A 20,351-nucleotide genomic window follows, 5' to 3' on the forward strand; every position below is an offset into this window, starting at 1 on the left:
TAATTATCACTAATTTATATATGTTTTTATATGTAATTTCAATTTTATTATATTAAATTAGGTTGCATCATGATATTTAGAAAGAAGGAATTAGAGAATGCATGCAATAAAGCGACCTTATTTATAAAAAATTATTAGGGGGTGTTAATTTTGAACAAGAAAACTTTGAAAAAGGGAAGGTTCATATTTAGTTTTGCGATTATTTTATCCTTTATTCTTTCGTCTTTTTTATCTAACTTATCATTTGCAGTTACCAGAGATAGATCATGGCAAAATCTTTACTCAGTGGATATAGGAAACAAAATGCAGACCGTTGCTCCAGTAAATACAACAAATAATGTAACGGTAACCCCAAGTGGTTCATCACCATACGACGGCACATACTATGCACGTGCGATTGGAAAAACAGGCATAAGTCTTAAATCAACATTAAATGATATCATTGACAATCACACTAAGCTTTCTTATAATGCGGTTTGGGATGCATTAAGAAATACAGATGAAGACCCAAACAATACAAATAACGTTATTTTGCTTTACACCGGACGTTCTCAAGGAAAGTTGACAAATGGAGGTGGAGCAGATAATTGGAATAGAGAGCATGTGTTTGCAAAATCACATGGTAATTTTGGAACTGCAGCAGGAGCTGGAACAGATTTACATCACCTTAGACCAGCAGATGTATCCGTAAATAGCGCAAGAGGAAATTTAGACTTCGATATGGGCGGTACACCTAATTCAGAAGCAACACAATGTAAATATGATAAAGATTCTTGGGAACCAAGAGATAGCGTAAAAGGTGATATTGCTAGAATGTTATTTTATATGGCAGTACGATATGAGGGAGAGCATGGAGAATTAAATTTAGAGTTAAACAATTTAACCAATAATACTACAGCCTCTTACATGGGAAAATTATCTGTATTATTACAATGGAATGCCCAAGATCCAGTTGATAATTTTGAGAAAAACAGAAATAATGTGATCTACAACAATTATCAACATAACAGAAATCCATTTATAGATCATCCAGAATGGGCAAATTTGATCTGGAACTAATTTAGATTTTTAAATAGAAATGCTATCCGAATTCAACTATATTGGGGTAGCATTTCTATTTAGGCTAGTAATACCATATAAAAAGCACAAAAAAATAAAGAGGACTCCTCAAAAGTCTCGTTTTGGGGCAGCCTCTTTATAGTTTAAATTCTAAATTAGTCTTACTTATTATATATTTAGATAGCTTTGTCTATTTTAGGATTTTTGGAGATTTTATCCTCAAGAAAAAGAAATTTAAAGTATCTTGCTAAAACATAAATAACGATTAAAACAGCTAGCACTTCTTGGAATTTAGCCAAATATTTTAACATATATATTGGTTCTTTAATATGCAGCCCCGTAGGAGATGATTTAACTAGATACCCATTAAGTTGCTTCATGGCAACTGCGCTTATCACCAGTGGAAAAGTAAAAGCGGAATAACTTGGGTAAAATTTAGTTTTAAGTAGCTTTGGTAAACACAAAATCACTCCTAAGAACATTATAAATGCTAGACCTCCTAAAAAGCCTACTATGAAATTACTTTTCACTGGAAAACATGCTAAATATCCAGCTAAACATAAACTAGCTGGAGCTGCGAATATCGAAATAGTTGGTAGTGCTGGCTCTTGAATTCCCTTAATAAAGAATGTCCTATAAATCACAATAGGCAACAAGCATAAATATGATATAAGACCAAACCAGAAAATACCTTTTCCAAGACTATTTAAATTATATGTAGGTGCAGTCATACTTGCTATCACAATACCAACATAAACTACAAAATAGCTTGGAAAAACTTTTTTTATATCAAAGTCAAAAATAAATTTTGTCGTAAAACAAATTATCAAAAAACAATGCATTAATAAACCAAAAGACCACACTCCAAAGGATATTGAATGAGCATATGGATTTATGTAAGTTGCCAGAGTCATTAAACCCATAGTAAAAGTAGGCATTACGCTTGCAACAACGGGGTTTTTAAAAGACTCTACTACACTTTTTGTATCAAAAGATATTTTAAATATAAGGAGTAATAATATTAATGCAGATACAACTCCAAAGATGTTCCTGTATATAGCACCATGAGATAATAATAGATTGCCAGTTGCTGCTAAAGCTAACATTAACCCTGCAATTGGTACAGGAGTTTTTTCTATCAGGCTTTTCATCTTTTTACCACCTTACTCATCAATATTTACAAGGCCGAGCTCTCTAACTATAATTTGTGCAGCTTTTTCCGCTATTTCCCCAGTAAAGGAAATGCATTGTGCTTGATGTTCTCCAGAAGTCATGTCCATCCCGTGAGTAAGGACTTTACAACATAACACCTTATGGTTATTTTTAAAGCTTTCTTGTAATTCATTAGCAAGCTTAAGAGCATTTTGCACCTTAGGATCTCCAGCTGTTGTTCTACCAAAGAAATAACCTATGCACATTACTCCCCCTGATACAGCCCCACAAATGCATTTTGATTTTCCTATTCCGACAGGAAATCCTGAAGCCATTGCAATCATCTCATCTGGCATTGGGATTTCAAAATTGTTTTTTATTGAGCTAACAATAGCTTCGGAACAAAAAAAATCACCTTTTCTAAATGACTCTTCTGCATCTCTTCTGATCTTTTTAATACTAACTTCATTTTTCATTTAATTGCCCCCTTTTAATATAATAATACATATATTATTATATATGTATTATTACAGCAAGTCCAATAGTTAATTGAAATATATTCCAATGGTCGCGAACACAATTAATATATCTTAAGATTTATTTATAGTATTTCGTTTATTTGATATTTTTACAATTAAAGGCAATATCAATCCTAAGCATAAAAGTACAAATGGTGTTAATAAATTAAGCATAAGTTGGAAAGTATACTCTGGTGAGTTTGGTTTTACTTTTGGGAACATTCCCATAATACATGCAAATGCAGTAAATACAAAACACCATGAACCAATTATGAATGCTATCTTATCATTTTTTATAAATTTATATTCAGAAGAAAATTTCTTTTTAGCAAAGCCTCTTAAAGCCATGTATGCTAGGAATACCCATAAATATCTTATTGGCATAACAATTGAATTTAGGTCTAATAACCAGTTGTACAATGTATTCATATCTCCAATGCCTAAGGCTGGTACAATTATTAAAATTCCAACTAAAACAGCCGTCATTTTGTATCCATTAATTGGAGCCCCATGTTTATTTGTTTTCATTAGACTCGCAGGAATATATTTTTTATCTCCTTCTGCAAATAATATTTTTAAAGGAGCATCAATGGAGAATGCTAATGCAGAAATTTGAGCAAGCATATTCGCAATTGCATATAAAATTAAAAATATGTTTCCTACTCCATAGTAATTACCCAATGTTTTAAATGCGTAGTACTGTCCATTCATTTTTAAATCTACTGGAATATTATTTCCATCAAACATCATTCCCATTGCAACTGAACCTAGTAATGCTGACATTGCAACCATTATAGCAAGTACAATCATTCCCTTTGGGAAGTTTTTTGATGGCTCTTTTGTATCGTTAACATAAGGTGCTATTTTTTCACAGCCACCTACTGCAAACACTAGCATAGATATTGTAGTAAAATATGAAAAGTTAAAATCTGGAATAAAAGATTTTAGTGTTATGTGTGCTGTTGCAATTTTTACTCCTGTAATTGAAGGTGCTGCAATCATCATAACTATATATAACATTGACATTACGAATACTGATACTCCTGCTATGGTTCCTATTTTTTTCAATGAATTAACACCTCTTGAAGCAAACCATATGAAAAAGAAAAATAGTACTAATGTTACTGATTGTAGCACTAATGGGCTAAAACCATTAATGAATTTTCCATTTTGTGTTACTACCCAGCCTAATGCTATTAAAATTGACTGGGGTTTTTGTGCTAAATATGGTACATGCACTACCCAATAAGTCCAACCTGCTAAATAAGCTAATTTTGGACCCATTGTAGATTTTATCCATGTACTAACTCCTGCTTTACCATACTTAAATGTAGAACCTAATTCCCCTACTATTAATGCATAAGGTATAAAATACAATACAATAATAATTATCCATGATCCAACAACTTTTAACCCTTGATTTGCAAAGTTATTAACAACATTTCCAAATCCCCACACCATAACAAAAGCCATCAGTGCCAGATTTTGCCAGGTAAGTTTTTTAACCCCTGTCTCGTTCATATTATGAACCCCCTCCAATTAATTAATATTCCAAGAATCGTTTACAAAGCTTTGATTCAGATTCCCCAATATTTTCTATAAATCCTCTTCATACTAACATTATTCACACTTTATTTCAATATTTTATATCACTTTATATATTATATAAAATATAATATATCATTATTAAATTTCAGTTATAAAGCGTAGAATTAAACCCTAATTGTGAACTCAATTTGTTTTGCAAATTCAATCACCTAAAATTAAAAATAACAAAACCTAAAAGTAATCATATACTATATTGTAAATACTTTAAGGAGTTAGTTAAATGTATATTGATGAAGATACCATTAGATTTTATAATCCAACGTATAACTATGAACTAGAAACTCAAGATTTTCCTTTAATGTATCCATACAGGCAAATGGATGATTTTACATCCTTCGCACAAGGACCTCAGGGTGGACCGTCTTCCGCACCTCCAAACTTTATACCATCTCAGCCTCAATCACAACAATTTGGTGCTACCCCTCTAGCTATAGACCCAGGTGCAATTAGACCTTGCCTCTATAGATTTGTATATATATGGCCGAGGAGAGAAAGAGGCTTCTGGGCATGGCTTACATTTGTCGGCCCTAGATCTATATCAGGTTTCCGCTGGAATAGAAATAGATGGAGGTTTTTCGGAATGGATTTGAGAAATATTAGTAGTTTCCAATGTTTTTAAAATATTAATTAAAGAATCGAGGAATAAAAATGGAAAAATTTCAACCTTTTCATGGTACGATTACCATGATTAATGACTTTTGGATAGGGTCAAATGAAGAAGGCGCGGGATGTTATAAATTAATGTCTGTAGAAAACGCCAATGGAACTTTAGTTAATTTCGTGGTGACGCCAACTACTTACTTTGTAGACCATGTAATGGTGATACCTGGAGATATGGTAACTGGCTTTTATGATGCAAATGCACCTGTCCCTCTCATTTTCCCGCCACAATTTAGAGCAATTGTTATGGCAAGAGATAAACAATATCAAAATGTGAAAGTAGACTATTTTAACGATAAGTTGGTGAGTAGCGATACTAATTTAAGATTAAACATTGCCCCCTATACTCAGATAGTTTTAGAAAATGGGCAATCATTTAGCAATAACCCTGCAAATCGAAATCTAATTATTGTCTATGGCGCTACCACAAAGAGTATACCAGCTCAGACCACACCATATAAAATTATTGTTATGTGTTAGATATTTTTTTGCATTTTTAATATCGATGAAAAATCCACTTTGGCTCTCATAACTATATTAACATAGATTGTCCGTTTCACTTACATTCCTTGTTTCTAAAAGATTGGTGATTTGGCGGACAATTTCTTATAGTTTTTATCAACACAACAGAAATCCATTTATAGATCATTCAGAATGGGCAGATTTGATTTGGAACTAATAAATAAAAAAACTAACTCACAAATAAAAATTTGAGTTAGTTTTTTTAATCTTAATCTATTAAATTATCACAATCAGCATCAAATGCCCCATTTTTTACTTTACTCCTACTGCATCCCAAGCTGCATTTACCGCAGCAACTTCTGATCCATTTGCACCGTAAAGATCTGTTGCGGATTGAACAAGTGCAACTCTTGCATCGTGGAAGTTAGAAGTAGAAATTAAATAATTAGATAAAGCACTGTAATAAATTTGTTCTGCTTTAGCTATCCCTACGTTAGCATTAGAAGCTATAAGATAACAAGCTTTGTTTGGAATTCCACTGTTTGTATGAACTCCACCCCAATCTCCCTCTTGCGTATTAGGACTAACTACAAATTTACTCATATTATCTGGATCGCCATATTTAGTTGGATTGGACATATCTCTTAATGCATCACCATCTACTTTAGGTGTCCAAACATCTTCACCCATTAACCAGTCAAATTTGTCAGCTTGTCCATAATTTTCGATGAATGTACCAAAGGCATCTGACATAGATTCATTTAATGCTCCAGATTGTAATTCGTAATCAAGATTTGCTGTTTTTTCATCTACTGCATGTGTCATTTCGTGACCCACTACATCTAAAGCTCCAGATAATTCAATAGCATCAATACCATCGCCATCTCCATAAATCATTCGAGTTCCATTCCAAAAAGCATTAACATAATTTTTAGCGTAGTGAACTGTAGATTTAATTTCCATATCCTTTCCATCAAAACCATTTCTATTGAATTTAGATTTATAATAATCATATACAACTCCTGCATAGTAATGCGCATCTACAGCAGCTTTATCATTAATTACGTTTGTAGTTGAATAGACGATAGAACCAGTTTTGTTAGTAGTATTAGCCGCTGAAGTAGTAGTTATACCATTACCTCTTGTGGTATCTCTTAATTGATATTGAACCTTGTTACTTACAGTAACCTTGTCAAGATTTAATGATTTAGTATCGTTAAGTACACCTAAACCTGTCCCTGTAGTAGCAACCTTAGATATTTTATTGCCTTTTTTTACTATATTTCCATTTTCAGCATTTACAAAGAACTTCCAATTTCCTGGTGTTGGTGATAGAAAGCTTAATGAAACTACATAAACTGGAACATATTTATCATTTATATTGTATAGGTAAAGTTTAGTAGTTGGATCTGCCTCAAGCTTATCAAATTTAACTTGCGTTTTTGCAATTTCGAGAGCTTTATTTTCACCTATTAACTGTTCTTTATTTATTTTAGCATTTTTTGCGTTAGCATCATATTTACCATTCACAGCATATACTTCACCCTTTTGATTAAAATGAACGATATATTCATTACCATAAACTGGAATTCCTTTTACCATTTGTTGAGTTTTGATATGTTTAAAACCCAATTTATCATCATTTGATTTTACTTCTTCCAACTTATTCACTGAATCTTCAACTACGGTTTTATTTTCTTTAAAGAATTTATGCACACCTTTCATGTCTTTTGATAATTTTTCTGATGATTGTACCTTCACAAAATTTGCTGGCCTTCCTTGTGATGCATTTGCATTAACTGGACTAATTAATGCCACCATTGCCATTGCAGTTAGAATTGAAATTGCTTTTTTCATAAATTTCCCCCTCCATAATTTGTATATACAGTGTTTTTATGTATATAACTAATTATAATAATAATGAGAATAGTCTTTATAGTCAACTAATTTTGTAATACAATATATGACATTTTTTTTATTAATATTACCCGGACCGTTTTCGTTAATAAAACTTAGAAAACCAGCAGTCAAAATAAAACTGCTGGTTTTTACTTATTAATGTGGTTTTGCCCAAAGCTCCTCTGCCATAACTGCCCATTGCTTTGATTTATCTTCACATTTTGCAGTTAACTCATCCACATTCTCTTCATCTTCTGGTTGAGTTGAATGTGAATTTGAATCATGCACCATTCCTCTTAGTTTTTCAGGATTATCAAGAAGCGGACAAGGCCTTAAGTGGTTATCATTAAATGGCTGATTCTTATTAAATTGCTGAAAAATAGGAGATTTTAGTGCCTCTAAAAGGCTTGTTTCATTTATATTGACATTGGCATAGTGAATGAAAGCGCAAGGTTCTACATCACCATTTGCATTTATGTGAAGGTAACGTCTGCCACCAGCTATACAGCCTCCAACATATTCACCATCATTCCAAAAATCCATTAGAAAGAGAGGTTTTTCTTTTCTGTAAGCTCGTACACGGTCATACATAAACTTTCTTTGCTCAGGGCTAACCATTAGTTCTTGTACAGCGTTTTTTCCAAGAGGCATATATGTAAACAACCACCCAAAAAGACAGCCTTTATTAATCATAAAATCCATATATTCTTCAGAACCTATGGAAAGGTAATTTTCACTAGTATAGCAAGATGAAAATCCGAAACCAATACCACGTTCTTTAAGTATGTCCATTGCTACAATAACTCTCTGATACGTACTTTCACCTCTTCTCATATCAGTTTCTTTTTCAAAGCCCTCTACACTTATAGCAAACGCCAAGTTTCCTGCTTCTGCTACTTCATCTGCAAACTTTTCATCGATTAATGTAGCGTTGGTAAATGAAAGGAACATGCAATCACTGTGTTTTTTAATGATTTTTAAAATATCTTCTTTTCTAACCAGTGGTTCCCCACCAGAGAGGATATACATATGAATTCCGAGATCTTTGCCTTCCATTATTATCCTATCAATAGTTTCATAGGAAAGAGAATCACCTTTGTTATATTCTGCTGCCCAGCATCCAATGCATTTTAAATTGCATGCTGCAGTAGGATCTAATAGTATAGCCCAAGGAATATTGCATTTTTCTTTTTCTTGAATTTTAGCACTTTCTGGCATACCGACTATTCCAGAATTTATAAAAAAATTAACTAAAAACTTTTTCCTTACTTCTGGGTTTAGTTCTGTTAAAACCCTTTCAATAAATTTATATGTGACAGTAGTAGGGTCTTTTATCTTTTTTGCTATGTCATCCATTTCCATCCTATGGTCTTCACGTGATGCAAATTTTTTACCCCATTTTAATAGTTTAGGGAAATTCTTCATAGGATTTTTTTCAACATAATTTATGCCCTCTTTAAGAGCCATAGATTGAGCTAATTGTTTTACAGATAACATCGTTATTCCTCCTATTCATTAAATACTTAGTAAATTACATAACTTTGTAATTAGGTTTCTGCAAGGCTTTGCAATTATATATATACAGAAATTCCCCCAACTTTTTTAGGGTTTATATTCATCATGACTAAATTAACCGCTGGGAGACAATTCCATGCAATCAAAGTTAATAAAACATTTTGACCAACATATTTATTTATCAGAATTGGTTTCCCAAAACTTCATTAATCATTATTATGCTTCATTAATTATTTTTATGCTTCAACTAGTCACCCTAGAGATTATAATCTTTCTTCTAATCTTGCAAAAAAACAAGCAGGCTTATCCTATCATTATTCAACAATTTCACCTTCATACCTCTCCGTATAATTGTCAATTTTTGAAGGTATTCCAATATATCTGTAGAATATATCTATAATAGAGAAAACAAATTAGAATTCAATCCTCTATCAACATATCAATTGGTATCCTGCTGCCAAGTATATAATACTTAAACTACAGTGGATCACCCATCATTACCATAGCTCAATTTCAACGTATTAAAGACTCTAATTAAGCATATTATTCACTCTAATATCTTAATTGCATACTAGACATATAACAAAAGGAGGTTAAATAATGATTAATATACTTATATGTGATGATTGTCCCAAAACAGTGAGTCTGCTAAAAAATATAGTTGTGGAAACTTACGAAGAAGAAATGGATTTCAAAGATTTCACTGTGTTAACTTTTAATAATTCCACTGATGTTATATCATATGTTAAAAATAATGTTGAAAATAACATATACATATTGGATATCGATTTAAATGAAGAAAAAACCGGGTTAACCCTAGGAAGAGAGATTAGAAAATTAGATAAGTATTCAGGTGAAATGATTTTTGTTACCAATCATGTTGAATTAAGTTTTAAAGTGTTTCAATACAAACTACGTGTGGTAACATTCATAAATAAAAGCATACATCTTGAAAATCAGTTAAGTGTTTTTAATTGCTGCTACCCAAATACTGAATAAGGGAAAAAAGATGAAGAGCCAAAGAAATTAGTAATTAAAATAGGTACAGAAATGTTTAATATACTGCTTCAAGATATTTATATTGAAACTATAAAAAATAGCCGCAAAGTGACTCTTCATAGTAACACTATCGTTGAATTTTACAGCACGTTAAAAGAATTAATGAATTCACTAGATAATAATTTTATTCAAACCCATAAAACAAATATAGTGAATAAGAAATATATAAAAATCAAGCGTAAAATTCTAATAATCCAAGTATGTGGAAATGGTGACAGGAGACAGATGCCCTATTTCTAGGACAGGTTTAAAAGAGGTGAACAATGCGTGTGGATAATAAATATAGCTCTTTTTATTTATTATGTTTTATGTTCAATTATATATTACAAATTAAAAAAATATAAATTTACTATCAATATAAACAATTTCATAATAATACTAAGTGTCTCTATATTGTACTATTATGTGCTTAAGTTTAATTATTTGAAAATGGTTATAAGGTTATCATTACCACTATATTTCTTATGATAATTTTAGCAGTATTACTTGAACGCAATATCTTATCTTTGATTCAAACTACATTTTTTATAACCCTAATAATGACATTATCTGAATCTTTAACAATGCAATTTTTTACTAATATCTAGAGATTTTATCTACAAACAAATAATATTTATTTTATTTTAATATTGTAATATTTTTCATTTAACTGTTTTATGATATATGGAAAATATATTATATATAAGTATAACTTTAAAAAATATTTACTATACTTTAATTTCTAAATATAAATTAAAGATAATGATTTTATGGTAAATACTATATTTATTACAAATTTAATGATTGTATTTATTATTATCTATTTTTTATCATATAAGTCCTTCAATAATTATACCGTTGTTATTGTACTTCTAATTTCTATTTGCATAATTTCTGATTTGTGATCTTTCCCATAAAAATTATATGTTAAAAGCAAAGCAACAAAAATTTATGAAAATTAAAAACACCTGCTAGTATTATAGAAAATTTAGTAGATGATGTATCTAAGTTTAAACATGATTGTAATAATATTCTTTTTGTATTTGAGATATTTAGAAGACAATAATATTGAAAATTAAAAAAGAATTTTTAATGTAGAGTTAATTAATGAATGTGAAAACAATAAAATACTTAAGCTAAAAAAATAAAAGATGCTGGTTTAAAGGGATTATTATTTAAATAGTAAAATTTCAATTAGATAATATAACTCTATCAGTAGAGATTTTAGATACAATAGATACTTTCATATAGATATTATGAATCTGTAAAGAATTGTGGTATATTGATAGACAAGTACATATGAAGCGGCAAAAGATAGCAAAGAGAAAGTTGTATCTATATCTTTCATTCCAAGATGAATGTTTTAAATACAACTATTGCTAATTCTTATAATAACCAATGTAATGTAACCAAGATATACAAAAAAACTATTCCACAAAAGGTCAAAATCGTGGAATAGGTTTAAATAATGTAAGAAATTGTAAATAACAAATATCCTAATGTTTTATTAAAAACATCTGTTAAAAAAAAATTTTATTCAAGATTTGTATATAAACTAGGTAGATAAGACTACTTAGCTTTTCTTAATAATGATTTTGGCATTTTAGGTTCATCTAAAGCATAACCAATGCAAGCTTTGGTGGATGTATGCGCTATATTTGTAGCTATATTGCTTATTTTAATTGCTAAAATTTCAGATACTTTCTCTGTAATATTCATAATTGTTATACCTCCTGTTTAATATTTTATATGTAATCGGACATATAAGAATGGCTTCTACCAATAGTATATACATAAAGATATTAGAAAAAAATGGGTTCTTTATATATATAGAAAAAAGAAAATAAACAATAGCTGTAATTATACTTTTTATTTTCAGATTTTGCCTAACATTTTTATCTAAATAAGGTTTTTCCTCTGTATCTGCTGGTGCATATTTAAAAAATATACATACAACAACTATAAAAATAAACGCTTTTACAATAATGGTAAGTTGAGATGCTAAAGAAATATATATGGCACCCAATATTATAAGTCCTGTAGAGATTAAGCATGTAATACTTTTTCTAGCATGGATTCCTCCTACAAAGCGACGCAAAATCCCAAAGATTATTACGGTGTACAGCGTATACCAGAATAAATCCAATACGTATCCTACAGCTAAAATAATCGGAAGTTTTGTGATATTCATGAACAAAACTTCTATCCCATACCTTATAATTTCTAAGTCCTCTTCTGTCTTATTAGGCACTTTTCTTTTTATATAATTTGATAATTTCATACTAAACTCTTCTGATAATCTCATGCAAGTACTTCCTTAATAAAAACAATTTCTTATATGTCAAATTTAACAAGTAAATAGCTAATTGTCAATGAAATTGTATTGAATGACACGAAAATTGCATTGAATGACATTTAAACATACTTTATACCAAATAATGCAATTATTATACTATACAATTAAGGATTATACATGTATTTCAACATAAATGATATTGTTGTGTAGGGATGTTCATCCCAAATTCATTAATTATATAAAGGGGGAAAATAAAATTGTTAAAACAAAAAAAGGGCTCAAAAATGAAACTAATTTATTCTAAACTAAGTCTCTATGGGGTTATATTTGTTAGTACGCTTCTAATCACTTGGCAACCCGCATTTGCAGCAAGAGCAATAAATAAGCCGATAGAGGCGAAAACACCTACCGAGCACTCTATTAAGGTGAAAGCTTTAGGTAGCTCAACCCAGGAGCATTATGTAAATTTTTCAGGTGTTACTGGATCAAAGTGTAATGTTCGAAGCGGTCCAACCCTTACATCAAGACAAACAGATAGTATTCCTGGAAATACAAGAGTCAATTTTAATGGATGGGTAGAAGGAGATTCAGTTCGAGATTATTGGTCAGGAATACCAGATACTAAATGGTTCTTTTATACAGATAGAAATAATCAAAAAGCTTATGTTACTTCTGCTATAGTATATGGTAATCCTCCGGAAGATACGAACACAAACCCACCGGAAGACCCTAATACAAACACAAGTGCAACAGTTCCAAACATTAAACAAAGAATGGACCAATGGTGTTGGGCAACTACAACAAGTGCTATTTTACAACACTATGGTTATAATGTGACACAAGAACAGGTAGTTACTTCCGTTAAAGGGAGCTTAGTCAACGAAGCAGGCTATCCAAATGAAATGCTTAACGGCTTAAGAAATTTCGGATTAAATGCCAATTACAGCCAGTCTATTCCCTCTTATACACGCATTCAAAGTGAAATTAATGCAGGTAATCCAATGGAAACAATGATTTCATGGACTAGTGGTGGTGGACATGCACAAGTTTTAGATGGCTGTTATAGCAATAATGGAACAAACTATGTGAAAATTATGGACCCTTGGTATGGAGAGCACTCTGACTATGAAGTTAATAGTTACAAAAACAGTTCAAAACAAACATGGGTGGGTTACATAAATAATTTCAGTAAAAGATAAAATGTAAAAAGATTAGCTAATTACAGTCAATAATCGTTTGAAAAATTCAAAATTCATAGGAGGAACAAAAATGCTAAAAGGAACAAAAATTTTAGTCTGCATAGTAGCCGTGGCAGGTTGTATTACCATTGGATCAATGGTTACAAATGCAGCAGATAAATCAAAAGATACCATTGCAAATAAAGCATTAAATGATTATGTGGTAGGACAAGGACAGAGTACAGATAAATCCCTTCAAATGGGACAAGGACAAAAAGGTGGAGTAGACGGAGTGAAACTTTCTAAATTTTCTATTCCAATTTATGATATTGCTCAAAGCAAGGATGTTTTAGATTTTAATGGAAAGACAATTTCAGGGATTTTGAAAGGAACAGACGAAAGACTTTGGTTTATGATGAATCAAGATCAGCCAAAGGGAATTGTAGTTGCAACTAATGTTAAGCCAGTAAAAATGGGTGGAGAGAATCGAAGTAAAGATTTAATGAAACTGTACTCAAGTATAAAACAAACTTTAAAAGTTAAAGAAGAAATAAGATATTTTGAATTTCAAGGACAAGGAATTTTCTATGTTACCGGCGGCACTGAAGAACGAGTGTATTTAAGCAAATCAGCCTCACAAATATTGAAAATACCTTCTGGAAAAGAGATTTCTCCACAGAGCTTATTAGAAAAATTAAAAGGTATAATACAAGAAAATAAATAAATTTGTGTTAATTTATTATTTGAAATACTTTATAACTGGAAATTTAATTTCCAGTTATATTTTTAGGATTTTTTTGTATACTATTTATTTTCATGTATTTTAATTTGATCTTTTAAATTATGCAAAGAACTCAACCCCACATTCTTCTATAATAATTTTTTAAGTCTATCTCCCTCATTACTAAATAATATTGCGTCGTCTAAACACTCAATATCTTTATTATTTAGTTTATATAATTCAACTCCTAATTCAGATAATATTTCATTTTTATATATTTCAAGTTTTATTTCATCAATTGTAGTCATAATAATTTGTTCCTCCTTTATCATTCACATTCATTTTTTAATTTACCTGACTTAGTTCTCAATACGTGTAATTACATATCTATATTATTTTCCATCATTCCTTGTATTTTTATACCCTTATTTCTATATTTAAAATTCCAGAAAGAAAATCTCCCACTCCTATAAGTGATAATTACCTGCTATAAAGCATATTAAAGCGACTATAAAAATAAAATTTACTTTAACAAATAAAAAAATATTGAGTTCTCAATGTATATACAAGAGAACTCAATATTTTCACTTAAAATTTGCTAATATTTCTTCCATTTCTTTAAATTCCTTATTTATAGACTCTTCTGGTTTTTTAGTTATAACGCTAACAACTATAACGGCTATGAGCGATAGTATAAATCCTGGAACCATTTCATACATATAAGTAGATAATTCAGTAACAATCCACACAATAACTGTTAGACCTCCTACAACCATCCCTGATAGAGCACCCCATTTAGTCATTCTCTTCCAATAAAGACTTAGTAAAAGAACAGGTCCAAAGGATGAACCAAAACCAGCCCACGCTTGCCCAACTATATTAAGAATAGTTTTGTTTGGCAAATATGCAAAGAATGTGGCAATAGCTGAAACTATAAGTATAGATATTTTTCCTATCTTCATTTGCTGCTTGTCTGATGCCTCTTTGTTTAAGAATGTTAAATAAAAGTCCCTTGTTATAGAACTTGAACAAACTAATAGTTGAGAAGAAATAGTACTCATAATAGCTGATAGCACTGCTGCTAATATAATGCCAGTAATAAATGGATGGAATAAAATATCTCCAAGACGAAGGAAAACTGTTTCTGGATCCTTAAGCGGCATGTTATTTTGTGTAAAGTATACAAGTCCTATAAGTCCACTTGCTACAGCACCTAAAAGACCTATGGTCATCCAGGCAATCCCTATTCTTCTTGCTGACTTTAATTCCCCCGCAGATTTAATTGCCATAAAGCGGACAATAATGTGTGGTTGTCCGAAGTACCCAAGTCCCCATGCCAAAAGTCCAATAATAGTTGCAACACTTGTGCCCCTAAACATATCAAATAAAGCTGGGTCAATAGCTTTTATTTTATTAACAAATGTACCAGCATCTACTCCTATATTCATATATGCTACAGCTGGCACTACAACCAGTACAACAAACATCAGTGAGCCTTGGAAAAAGTCTGTAAGACTTACTGCTAAAAATCCTCCAAAATATGTATATAGTACAACTACAGATAATGTAACAACTACACCAGCTGTATATGTAGAGTTAAATATACTTTCAAATAATTTCCCCCCTGCTACAATTCCAGATGAAACATATAGCACAAAGAACACAAGTATTATTATCCCAGAAACAAGTCTAAGCATATTAGACTTATCTTTAAAGCGATTTTCTAAATAATCTGGAACAGTTAATGAATCATTTGAAACCTCTGTATAAATTCTAAATCTTGGAGCAAGTAGAAGGTAATTAAAGTAAGCTCCTACTATTAACCCGATTCCAAGCCAAATGCTAGATATTCCTTTTGCATAAACTGCACCAGGAAGCCCCATTAGCATCCAGCCACTCATATCGCTTGCACCAGCAGATAGTGCTGTTACCATAGGCCCAAGCCCTCTGCCCCCTATCATGTAGTCTGAAATATCATTTGTTTTCCTGTAAGAATAGTAGCCTATTGAAAGTAAAATAAGCATATATACCCCAATAGCCGCGACTGATTCTATTTCCATATTAATTCTCCTTTCAATGCTATAATGTCATTCGTAATTTTCATAAAGTTTGTAGTAATCTTTGGTGTGAAGGCACTCTTCATATTAAACATATCTTAATATGGTATTTGTTAATTATGATAATTTCCAATCTATACTTATAGATTATTTACCAACTAATCCTCCACCATTACCTGATGCCGGGCTTTGTGGTCCGTAAATTGGTGGTCTCTTAGCATTCTTTTGCTTTGAAGACTTCGCTTTTTTTTCTTCAATAATTTTTTTCATCATTTCCATGTTTTTACTTATATCATTTTTCATATGTTTTACCTTCTTTTTCTTTATTTTTTTGCATTTATTACATTTTAAAAAACTAACTTCTACCTTCTAATTTAATATTAGCATTGAATATTTACAAGGTATGATTTGTTATTTTATTAATCTATTATACCCTAAAAACACTCCTTCGGGCGACATCAATTAACTAATATATCTTTTAGACAGTTACAATTATCAATTATTAAAACAGTTTTTGTTGCTAATAAGTTCAATTGTATTAAATTCTGGCAATATTTTTATTGACAATTCCTTTGTAATATGATACATTCTTTTACAAGATAAATAATAAATTTGATGACGAGAAAGAGTACGTTTTAGTATCTGTTCTAAAGAGAGTTGACATTTGGTGAGAGTCAGCGTTCAGTCTATAACCGAAAATCATCTCTGAGAAGTAAACCTGAAATATAATAAGGTTTAATGGTCGTCCACCATTACAAGGAACAGATATCGATTGGTATCTTGCTAAGTGCTATTAAAGTTATTTATTATAATTTTAATAGATTTAGGGTGGTAACACGTGCATACTTGCTCGTCCCTTTTATAGGGACGGGCTTTTTTTATTTTAAAGGGGGTGGTTTAGTGGATAGCGACATTGACATTAGCGATATAATACCAAAACTTAAAAAAAATAATATTTTTGGAGGAATTACTATGAATAAATTATCAAGAAAAAGTTTAATGCTAGTTAGTTTAATGCTATTTTCAATGTTTTTTGGAGCTGGAAACTTAATCTTCCCTCCTGTACTTGGACAAATGTCAGGTACAAATCTTTTATTTTCGTTATCTGGCTTCCTTGCCTCTGCAGTAGGTCTACCAATCCTAGCTGTAGCTGTTGTTGCAAAAGCTGATGGTCTTCAAAATTTAGCCGGTAGAATTAATAAACCCTTTGCGTTTATTTTTACATTATTAATATATTTATCAATAGGACCATTTTTAGGCATACCTCGTGCTGCTAGTTTATCTTTTGAAACAAGCATTGCACCATTTTTACCACCATCAGTTATTGGTGGAGCTTTACCTCTTTTTCTATATACATTGTGCTTCTTTGGTTTAGCTTTTTGGCTAAGTATGAATCCTAATAAATTAATAGATCGTTTTGGGAAGGTACTAACCCCTACTATCTTACTACTTATATTTATAGTATTTATAGGTAGTTTAGTAAAACCTATTGGTAGCTTTAATTCTCCAATTGGAGATTATGCTAACTTTCCTGTGTTAAAAGGATTCCTGGATGGATACATGACTATGGATGCCATCGCTGCACTTAATTTTGGAATAGTTGTTGCATTAGTTTTAAAGAAACAAGGAATTACAGATAAAAAAGCTTTAAGCTCCTATACAATAAAAGCTGGACTTATAGCTGGTCTTGTTTTAACTGTAATATATCTAATGCTTTCATGCCTAGGCGCTGCTGCTCAAACTAGATTTGGTGCTACAAAAAATGGAGCGCAAACATTAACAAATGTAGTATCTTATCTTTTTGATGCAAATGGTCTTATAATACTTGGTTTAACTTTTGGACTTGCTTGCCTTACAACTTGCGTTGGTCTTATAACATCATGTAGTGAATACTTCTCAAGGATGGTTCCAAAGGTTCACTATAAAATTTGGGTTACTACAATAACACTATCTAGTATGCTATTTGCAAATGTAGGCTTAACTAAACTGCTAAGTATATCTGTACCTGTTTTAACAGCTATATATCCTATGGCAATAGTACTTATTGTACTTGCATTCTCCCATAACCTATTTAAAGGTTATAGCTCTGTATATTCTTTCAGTATGCTATTTACTGCTGTTTTTAGTATATCTGATTCATTAAATCAAGTTGGACTTAAAATGTCATTTTTGAGTTCTATGCCTTTATCAAAACAGGGTCTTGTTTGGGTAGTTCCATCGTTAGTTGGTGCTCTAGTAGGATTGTTGTTTAGCATGATAAAACATTCTTCTTTTTCAAAAGAACCCTCTTTAAATGAATATAATAAATAACAAGATTTAGGGGGATGCCACAACTGTGTGCATTCCTTTAATTTTTGTCTAGTACAGCTTTTCCTTTTACTTCATAACTCGCTAATAGACACTTGTTGTGATATAATTAATCTATATGGTAGATCATTGCAAAGATACTATTTTAATTTCATATTGTTTAATTAACGGAGCGCCAACTAATTTTAATGTCGCATTAAATAATTAGTTAAGGGGTCTTTTTTATTATGATAAATAACAGTATTAGTCTTACAACTGAAAATTTAAGCGAATTACTTTAGCGACATTTCAGAAGGAAAGTCCTCCACTACTGTAAGTGGGGCGTTAGAGCATCATTCGTTAATCTCTGCTTTTATTAACGGATATTTTTACATGAATGTAAAAATATTCGCTAAGGTTACTTTACATTTCCTACATATTGGAATATGATTAATATACAATACTAAATTTACATTAAAAGAGGTGCCTCATGGAAATACAAACAATAAAACGCAAAAAATCTATTCGCATTAGTATAATATCTTTTTCTATTATCTTTGTTCTATATTTAGGTATGTCAATATATTTTAATAACCATTTTTATTTTGGTTCTGTAATTAATGGCATTAATGCTTCTGGTAAAACAGTAGATGAATTAGATAAAGCCTTATTATTAAAATGCAAAACATATACACTGACCCTTCAAGAACGAAACGGTGTGAATGAACAACTTAAAGCTGCTGACATTGGACTTAAATATAATGCAAAGGATAAAATTCAAGTTTTAAAAGACAGTCAGAATTCTTTTGCGTGGATTTATGAGGTTTTTAATTCAAATGCTTCTGAACTACGTGACATAGTGACCTATGATGAAAAACTATTAAAAAAACATTTTGATAAACTCTCTTGTTTTGATAGCAAGAAAGCAATTAAACCTAAAAATCCTAGCTTTAAATACTCGGATACCGGCTATGTGATTGTAAAAGAAATTATGGGAAACAAAATCAATAGCAAGCAAATGTATGCAACTGTAGCAAATGCAATTCTCAAGGGAGAAACTACAATAAATTTAGATAAAACAAATCAATATATTAATCCAAAATATACTTCAAGTTCCAAAGAAGTTAAAAACACTAAAATTTTGCTTGATAAATATGTAGCCTCAAAAATCACTTATACCTTTACTGGAGGTAAGAAAGTTTTAGATGGTTCTATAATACACAACTGGCTAGTAGTTAATGATAACCTTGCAATTTCATTTGATGAAAATAAAATGAAAGATTATGTAAGCGAACTGAGCAATAATTATAATACCTATGGTAATGAAAGAAATTTTGCTACATCATACGGAACAACTGTAAATGTAGGTGGGGGCGATTATGGATGGTTAGTTGATCGCACAGGAGAAGTCAATGATTTAATTGTTTCTATAAAAGGTGGACAAACCATAACAAAACAGCCCAAGTATGCCCAAACCGCAGCATCTCATGATGCAAATGATATCGGGAATACCTATGTGGAAATCAATTTGACAAACCAACATATGTGGTTTTATAAGCATGGTACTCTTATTGTAGAAGGAGATGTTGTTACTGGTAATGCAAGCAGCAATAAAACTGCAACACCATCAGGTGTTTATGCATTAAAATGGAAAGCAAAAAATACCAGCTTAAAGGGAGAAGGTTACAATACACCTGTTAATTGCTTTATGCCATTTAATGGGGGCATTGGGATACATGGTGCACCGTGGAGAAAATCCTTTGGTGGAAGTATATATTTGGCAAATGGTTCTCATGGTTGTATAAATGCACCAGACGATTTTGCAATGACGATATATAATAATATTGAAACTAATACTCCTGTTATTTGTTATTTTTAGTGATTTAATAAGGTCTTAATTAT

19 protein-coding genes and 1 other annotated feature are annotated in these 20,351 nt (G+C 31.0%); of the genes, 9 read left to right on the forward strand and 10 right to left on the reverse strand.

Annotated elements, in window-relative coordinates; genetic code table 11:
• Positions 1-150 precede the first annotated feature (150 nt).
• Positions 151-1,059, forward strand: coding sequence for an endonuclease I family protein (locus ACWJJ7_RS05335; RefSeq protein ID WP_462964272.1), 909 nt, complete (start codon positions 151-153; stop codon positions 1,057-1,059).
• A 176-nt stretch (positions 1,060-1,235) separates the two neighbouring features.
• Here the strand turns inward: ACWJJ7_RS05335 and ACWJJ7_RS05340 are convergent, their stop codons facing one another.
• From ACWJJ7_RS05340 to ACWJJ7_RS05350, 3 genes are all read right to left on the reverse strand, one after another.
• Positions 1,236-2,210, reverse strand: a complete 975-nt coding sequence (locus tag ACWJJ7_RS05340; RefSeq protein ID WP_462964273.1) for a TDT family transporter — start codon at positions 2,208-2,210, stop codon at positions 1,236-1,238.
• A 12-nt stretch (positions 2,211-2,222) separates the two neighbouring features.
• Positions 2,223-2,687, reverse strand: a complete 465-nt coding sequence (locus ACWJJ7_RS05345) for a C-GCAxxG-C-C family (seleno)protein (RefSeq protein WP_462964274.1) — start codon at positions 2,685-2,687, stop codon at positions 2,223-2,225.
• Between the two features lie 114 nt (positions 2,688-2,801).
• A complete protein-coding gene (locus ACWJJ7_RS05350; protein WP_462964275.1) occupies positions 2,802-4,250 on the reverse strand; it encodes an amino acid permease in 1,449 nt (482 codons plus the stop codon).
• A gap of 307 nt (positions 4,251-4,557) precedes the next feature.
• Here ACWJJ7_RS05350 and ACWJJ7_RS05355 point away from each other — a divergent pair, with 307 nt between their 5' ends.
• A complete protein-coding gene (locus ACWJJ7_RS05355; RefSeq protein WP_462964276.1) occupies positions 4,558-4,956 on the forward strand; it encodes a hypothetical protein in 399 nt (132 codons plus the stop codon).
• Positions 4,957-4,985: 29 nt separating this feature from the next.
• Entirely contained in the window at positions 4,986-5,477 is a 492-nt protein-coding gene (locus tag ACWJJ7_RS05360) for a hypothetical protein (protein ID WP_462964277.1), read from the forward strand.
• Positions 5,478-5,771: 294 nt separating this feature from the next.
• Here the strand turns inward: ACWJJ7_RS05360 and ACWJJ7_RS05365 are convergent, their stop codons facing one another.
• Both ACWJJ7_RS05365 and ACWJJ7_RS05370 read right to left on the reverse strand, forming a co-directional pair.
• Positions 5,772-7,316, reverse strand: a complete 1,545-nt coding sequence (locus tag ACWJJ7_RS05365; RefSeq protein ID WP_462964278.1) for a M4 family metallopeptidase — start codon at positions 7,314-7,316, stop codon at positions 5,772-5,774.
• A 198-nt stretch (positions 7,317-7,514) separates the two neighbouring features.
• Entirely contained in the window at positions 7,515-8,855 is a 1,341-nt protein-coding gene (locus ACWJJ7_RS05370; RefSeq protein ID WP_462964279.1) for a radical SAM protein, read from the reverse strand.
• A 618-nt stretch (positions 8,856-9,473) separates the two neighbouring features.
• Between ACWJJ7_RS05370 and ACWJJ7_RS05375 the strand changes: the two genes are divergently transcribed.
• Both ACWJJ7_RS05375 and ACWJJ7_RS05380 read left to right on the forward strand, forming a co-directional pair.
• Entirely contained in the window at positions 9,474-9,872 is a 399-nt protein-coding gene (locus ACWJJ7_RS05375; protein ID WP_462964280.1) for a response regulator, read from the forward strand.
• Positions 9,873-9,923: 51 nt separating this feature from the next.
• Positions 9,924-10,172 (forward strand): LytTR family transcriptional regulator DNA-binding domain-containing protein, encoded by a 249-nt coding sequence (locus ACWJJ7_RS05380; protein WP_462964281.1) that lies wholly within the window; start codon positions 9,924-9,926, stop codon positions 10,170-10,172.
• Positions 10,173-11,480: 1,308 nt separating this feature from the next.
• Here ACWJJ7_RS05380 and ACWJJ7_RS05385 read toward each other — a convergent pair.
• The gene (locus ACWJJ7_RS05385) at positions 11,481-11,630 is read right to left on the reverse strand and encodes an AgrD family cyclic lactone autoinducer peptide (RefSeq protein ID WP_462964282.1); all 150 of its coding nucleotides are present in this window, start codon (positions 11,628-11,630) and stop codon (positions 11,481-11,483) included.
• A complete protein-coding gene (locus ACWJJ7_RS05390) occupies positions 11,605-12,216 on the reverse strand; it encodes an accessory gene regulator B family protein (RefSeq protein ID WP_462964283.1) in 612 nt (203 codons plus the stop codon). The genes ACWJJ7_RS05385 and ACWJJ7_RS05390 overlap by 26 nt, the downstream gene beginning before the upstream one ends.
• Positions 12,217-12,464: 248 nt before the next feature.
• Between ACWJJ7_RS05390 and ACWJJ7_RS05395 the strand changes: the two genes are divergently transcribed.
• On the forward strand, positions 12,465-13,406 hold the full coding sequence (locus tag ACWJJ7_RS05395) for a papain-like cysteine protease family protein (RefSeq protein ID WP_462964284.1): 942 nt from the start codon (positions 12,465-12,467) through the stop codon (positions 13,404-13,406).
• Positions 13,407-13,476: 70 nt separating this feature from the next.
• Entirely contained in the window at positions 13,477-14,109 is a 633-nt protein-coding gene (locus tag ACWJJ7_RS05400) for a hypothetical protein (protein ID WP_462964285.1), read from the forward strand.
• A gap of 146 nt (positions 14,110-14,255) precedes the next feature.
• On the opposite strand, the gene ACWJJ7_RS05405 is transcribed toward ACWJJ7_RS05400, so the two are convergent.
• The 3 genes from ACWJJ7_RS05405 to ACWJJ7_RS05415 form a co-directional block, all read right to left on the reverse strand.
• A complete protein-coding gene (locus ACWJJ7_RS05405) occupies positions 14,256-14,414 on the reverse strand; it encodes a hypothetical protein (protein ID WP_462964286.1) in 159 nt (52 codons plus the stop codon).
• A gap of 276 nt (positions 14,415-14,690) precedes the next feature.
• Positions 14,691-16,166 carry a sodium/proline symporter PutP gene (gene putP / locus ACWJJ7_RS05410; protein ID WP_462964287.1) on the reverse strand — a complete coding sequence of 492 codons (1,476 nt, stop codon included), beginning with the start codon at positions 16,164-16,166 and terminating at the stop codon, positions 14,691-14,693.
• A 144-nt stretch (positions 16,167-16,310) separates the two neighbouring features.
• Complete coding sequence (locus tag ACWJJ7_RS05415; protein WP_462964288.1) at positions 16,311-16,466, reverse strand: hypothetical protein; 156 nt, start codon at positions 16,464-16,466, stop codon at positions 16,311-16,313.
• Positions 16,467-16,769: 303 nt separating this feature from the next.
• Positions 16,770-17,024: a binding site (T-box leader), on the forward strand.
• 111 nt (positions 17,025-17,135) lie between these two features.
• Between ACWJJ7_RS05415 and brnQ the strand changes: the two genes are divergently transcribed.
• Together brnQ and ACWJJ7_RS05425 are read left to right on the forward strand one after the other, a co-directional pair.
• A complete protein-coding gene (brnQ, locus tag ACWJJ7_RS05420) occupies positions 17,136-18,473 on the forward strand; it encodes a branched-chain amino acid transport system II carrier protein (protein ID WP_462964944.1) in 1,338 nt (445 codons plus the stop codon).
• A 466-nt stretch (positions 18,474-18,939) separates the two neighbouring features.
• Positions 18,940-20,328, forward strand: coding sequence for a L,D-transpeptidase family protein (locus ACWJJ7_RS05425; RefSeq protein ID WP_462964289.1), 1,389 nt, complete (start codon positions 18,940-18,942; stop codon positions 20,326-20,328).
• Positions 20,329-20,351: the final 23 nt, after the last annotated feature.

It is taken from the genome of Clostridium sp. CM042, assembly GCF_055080995.1.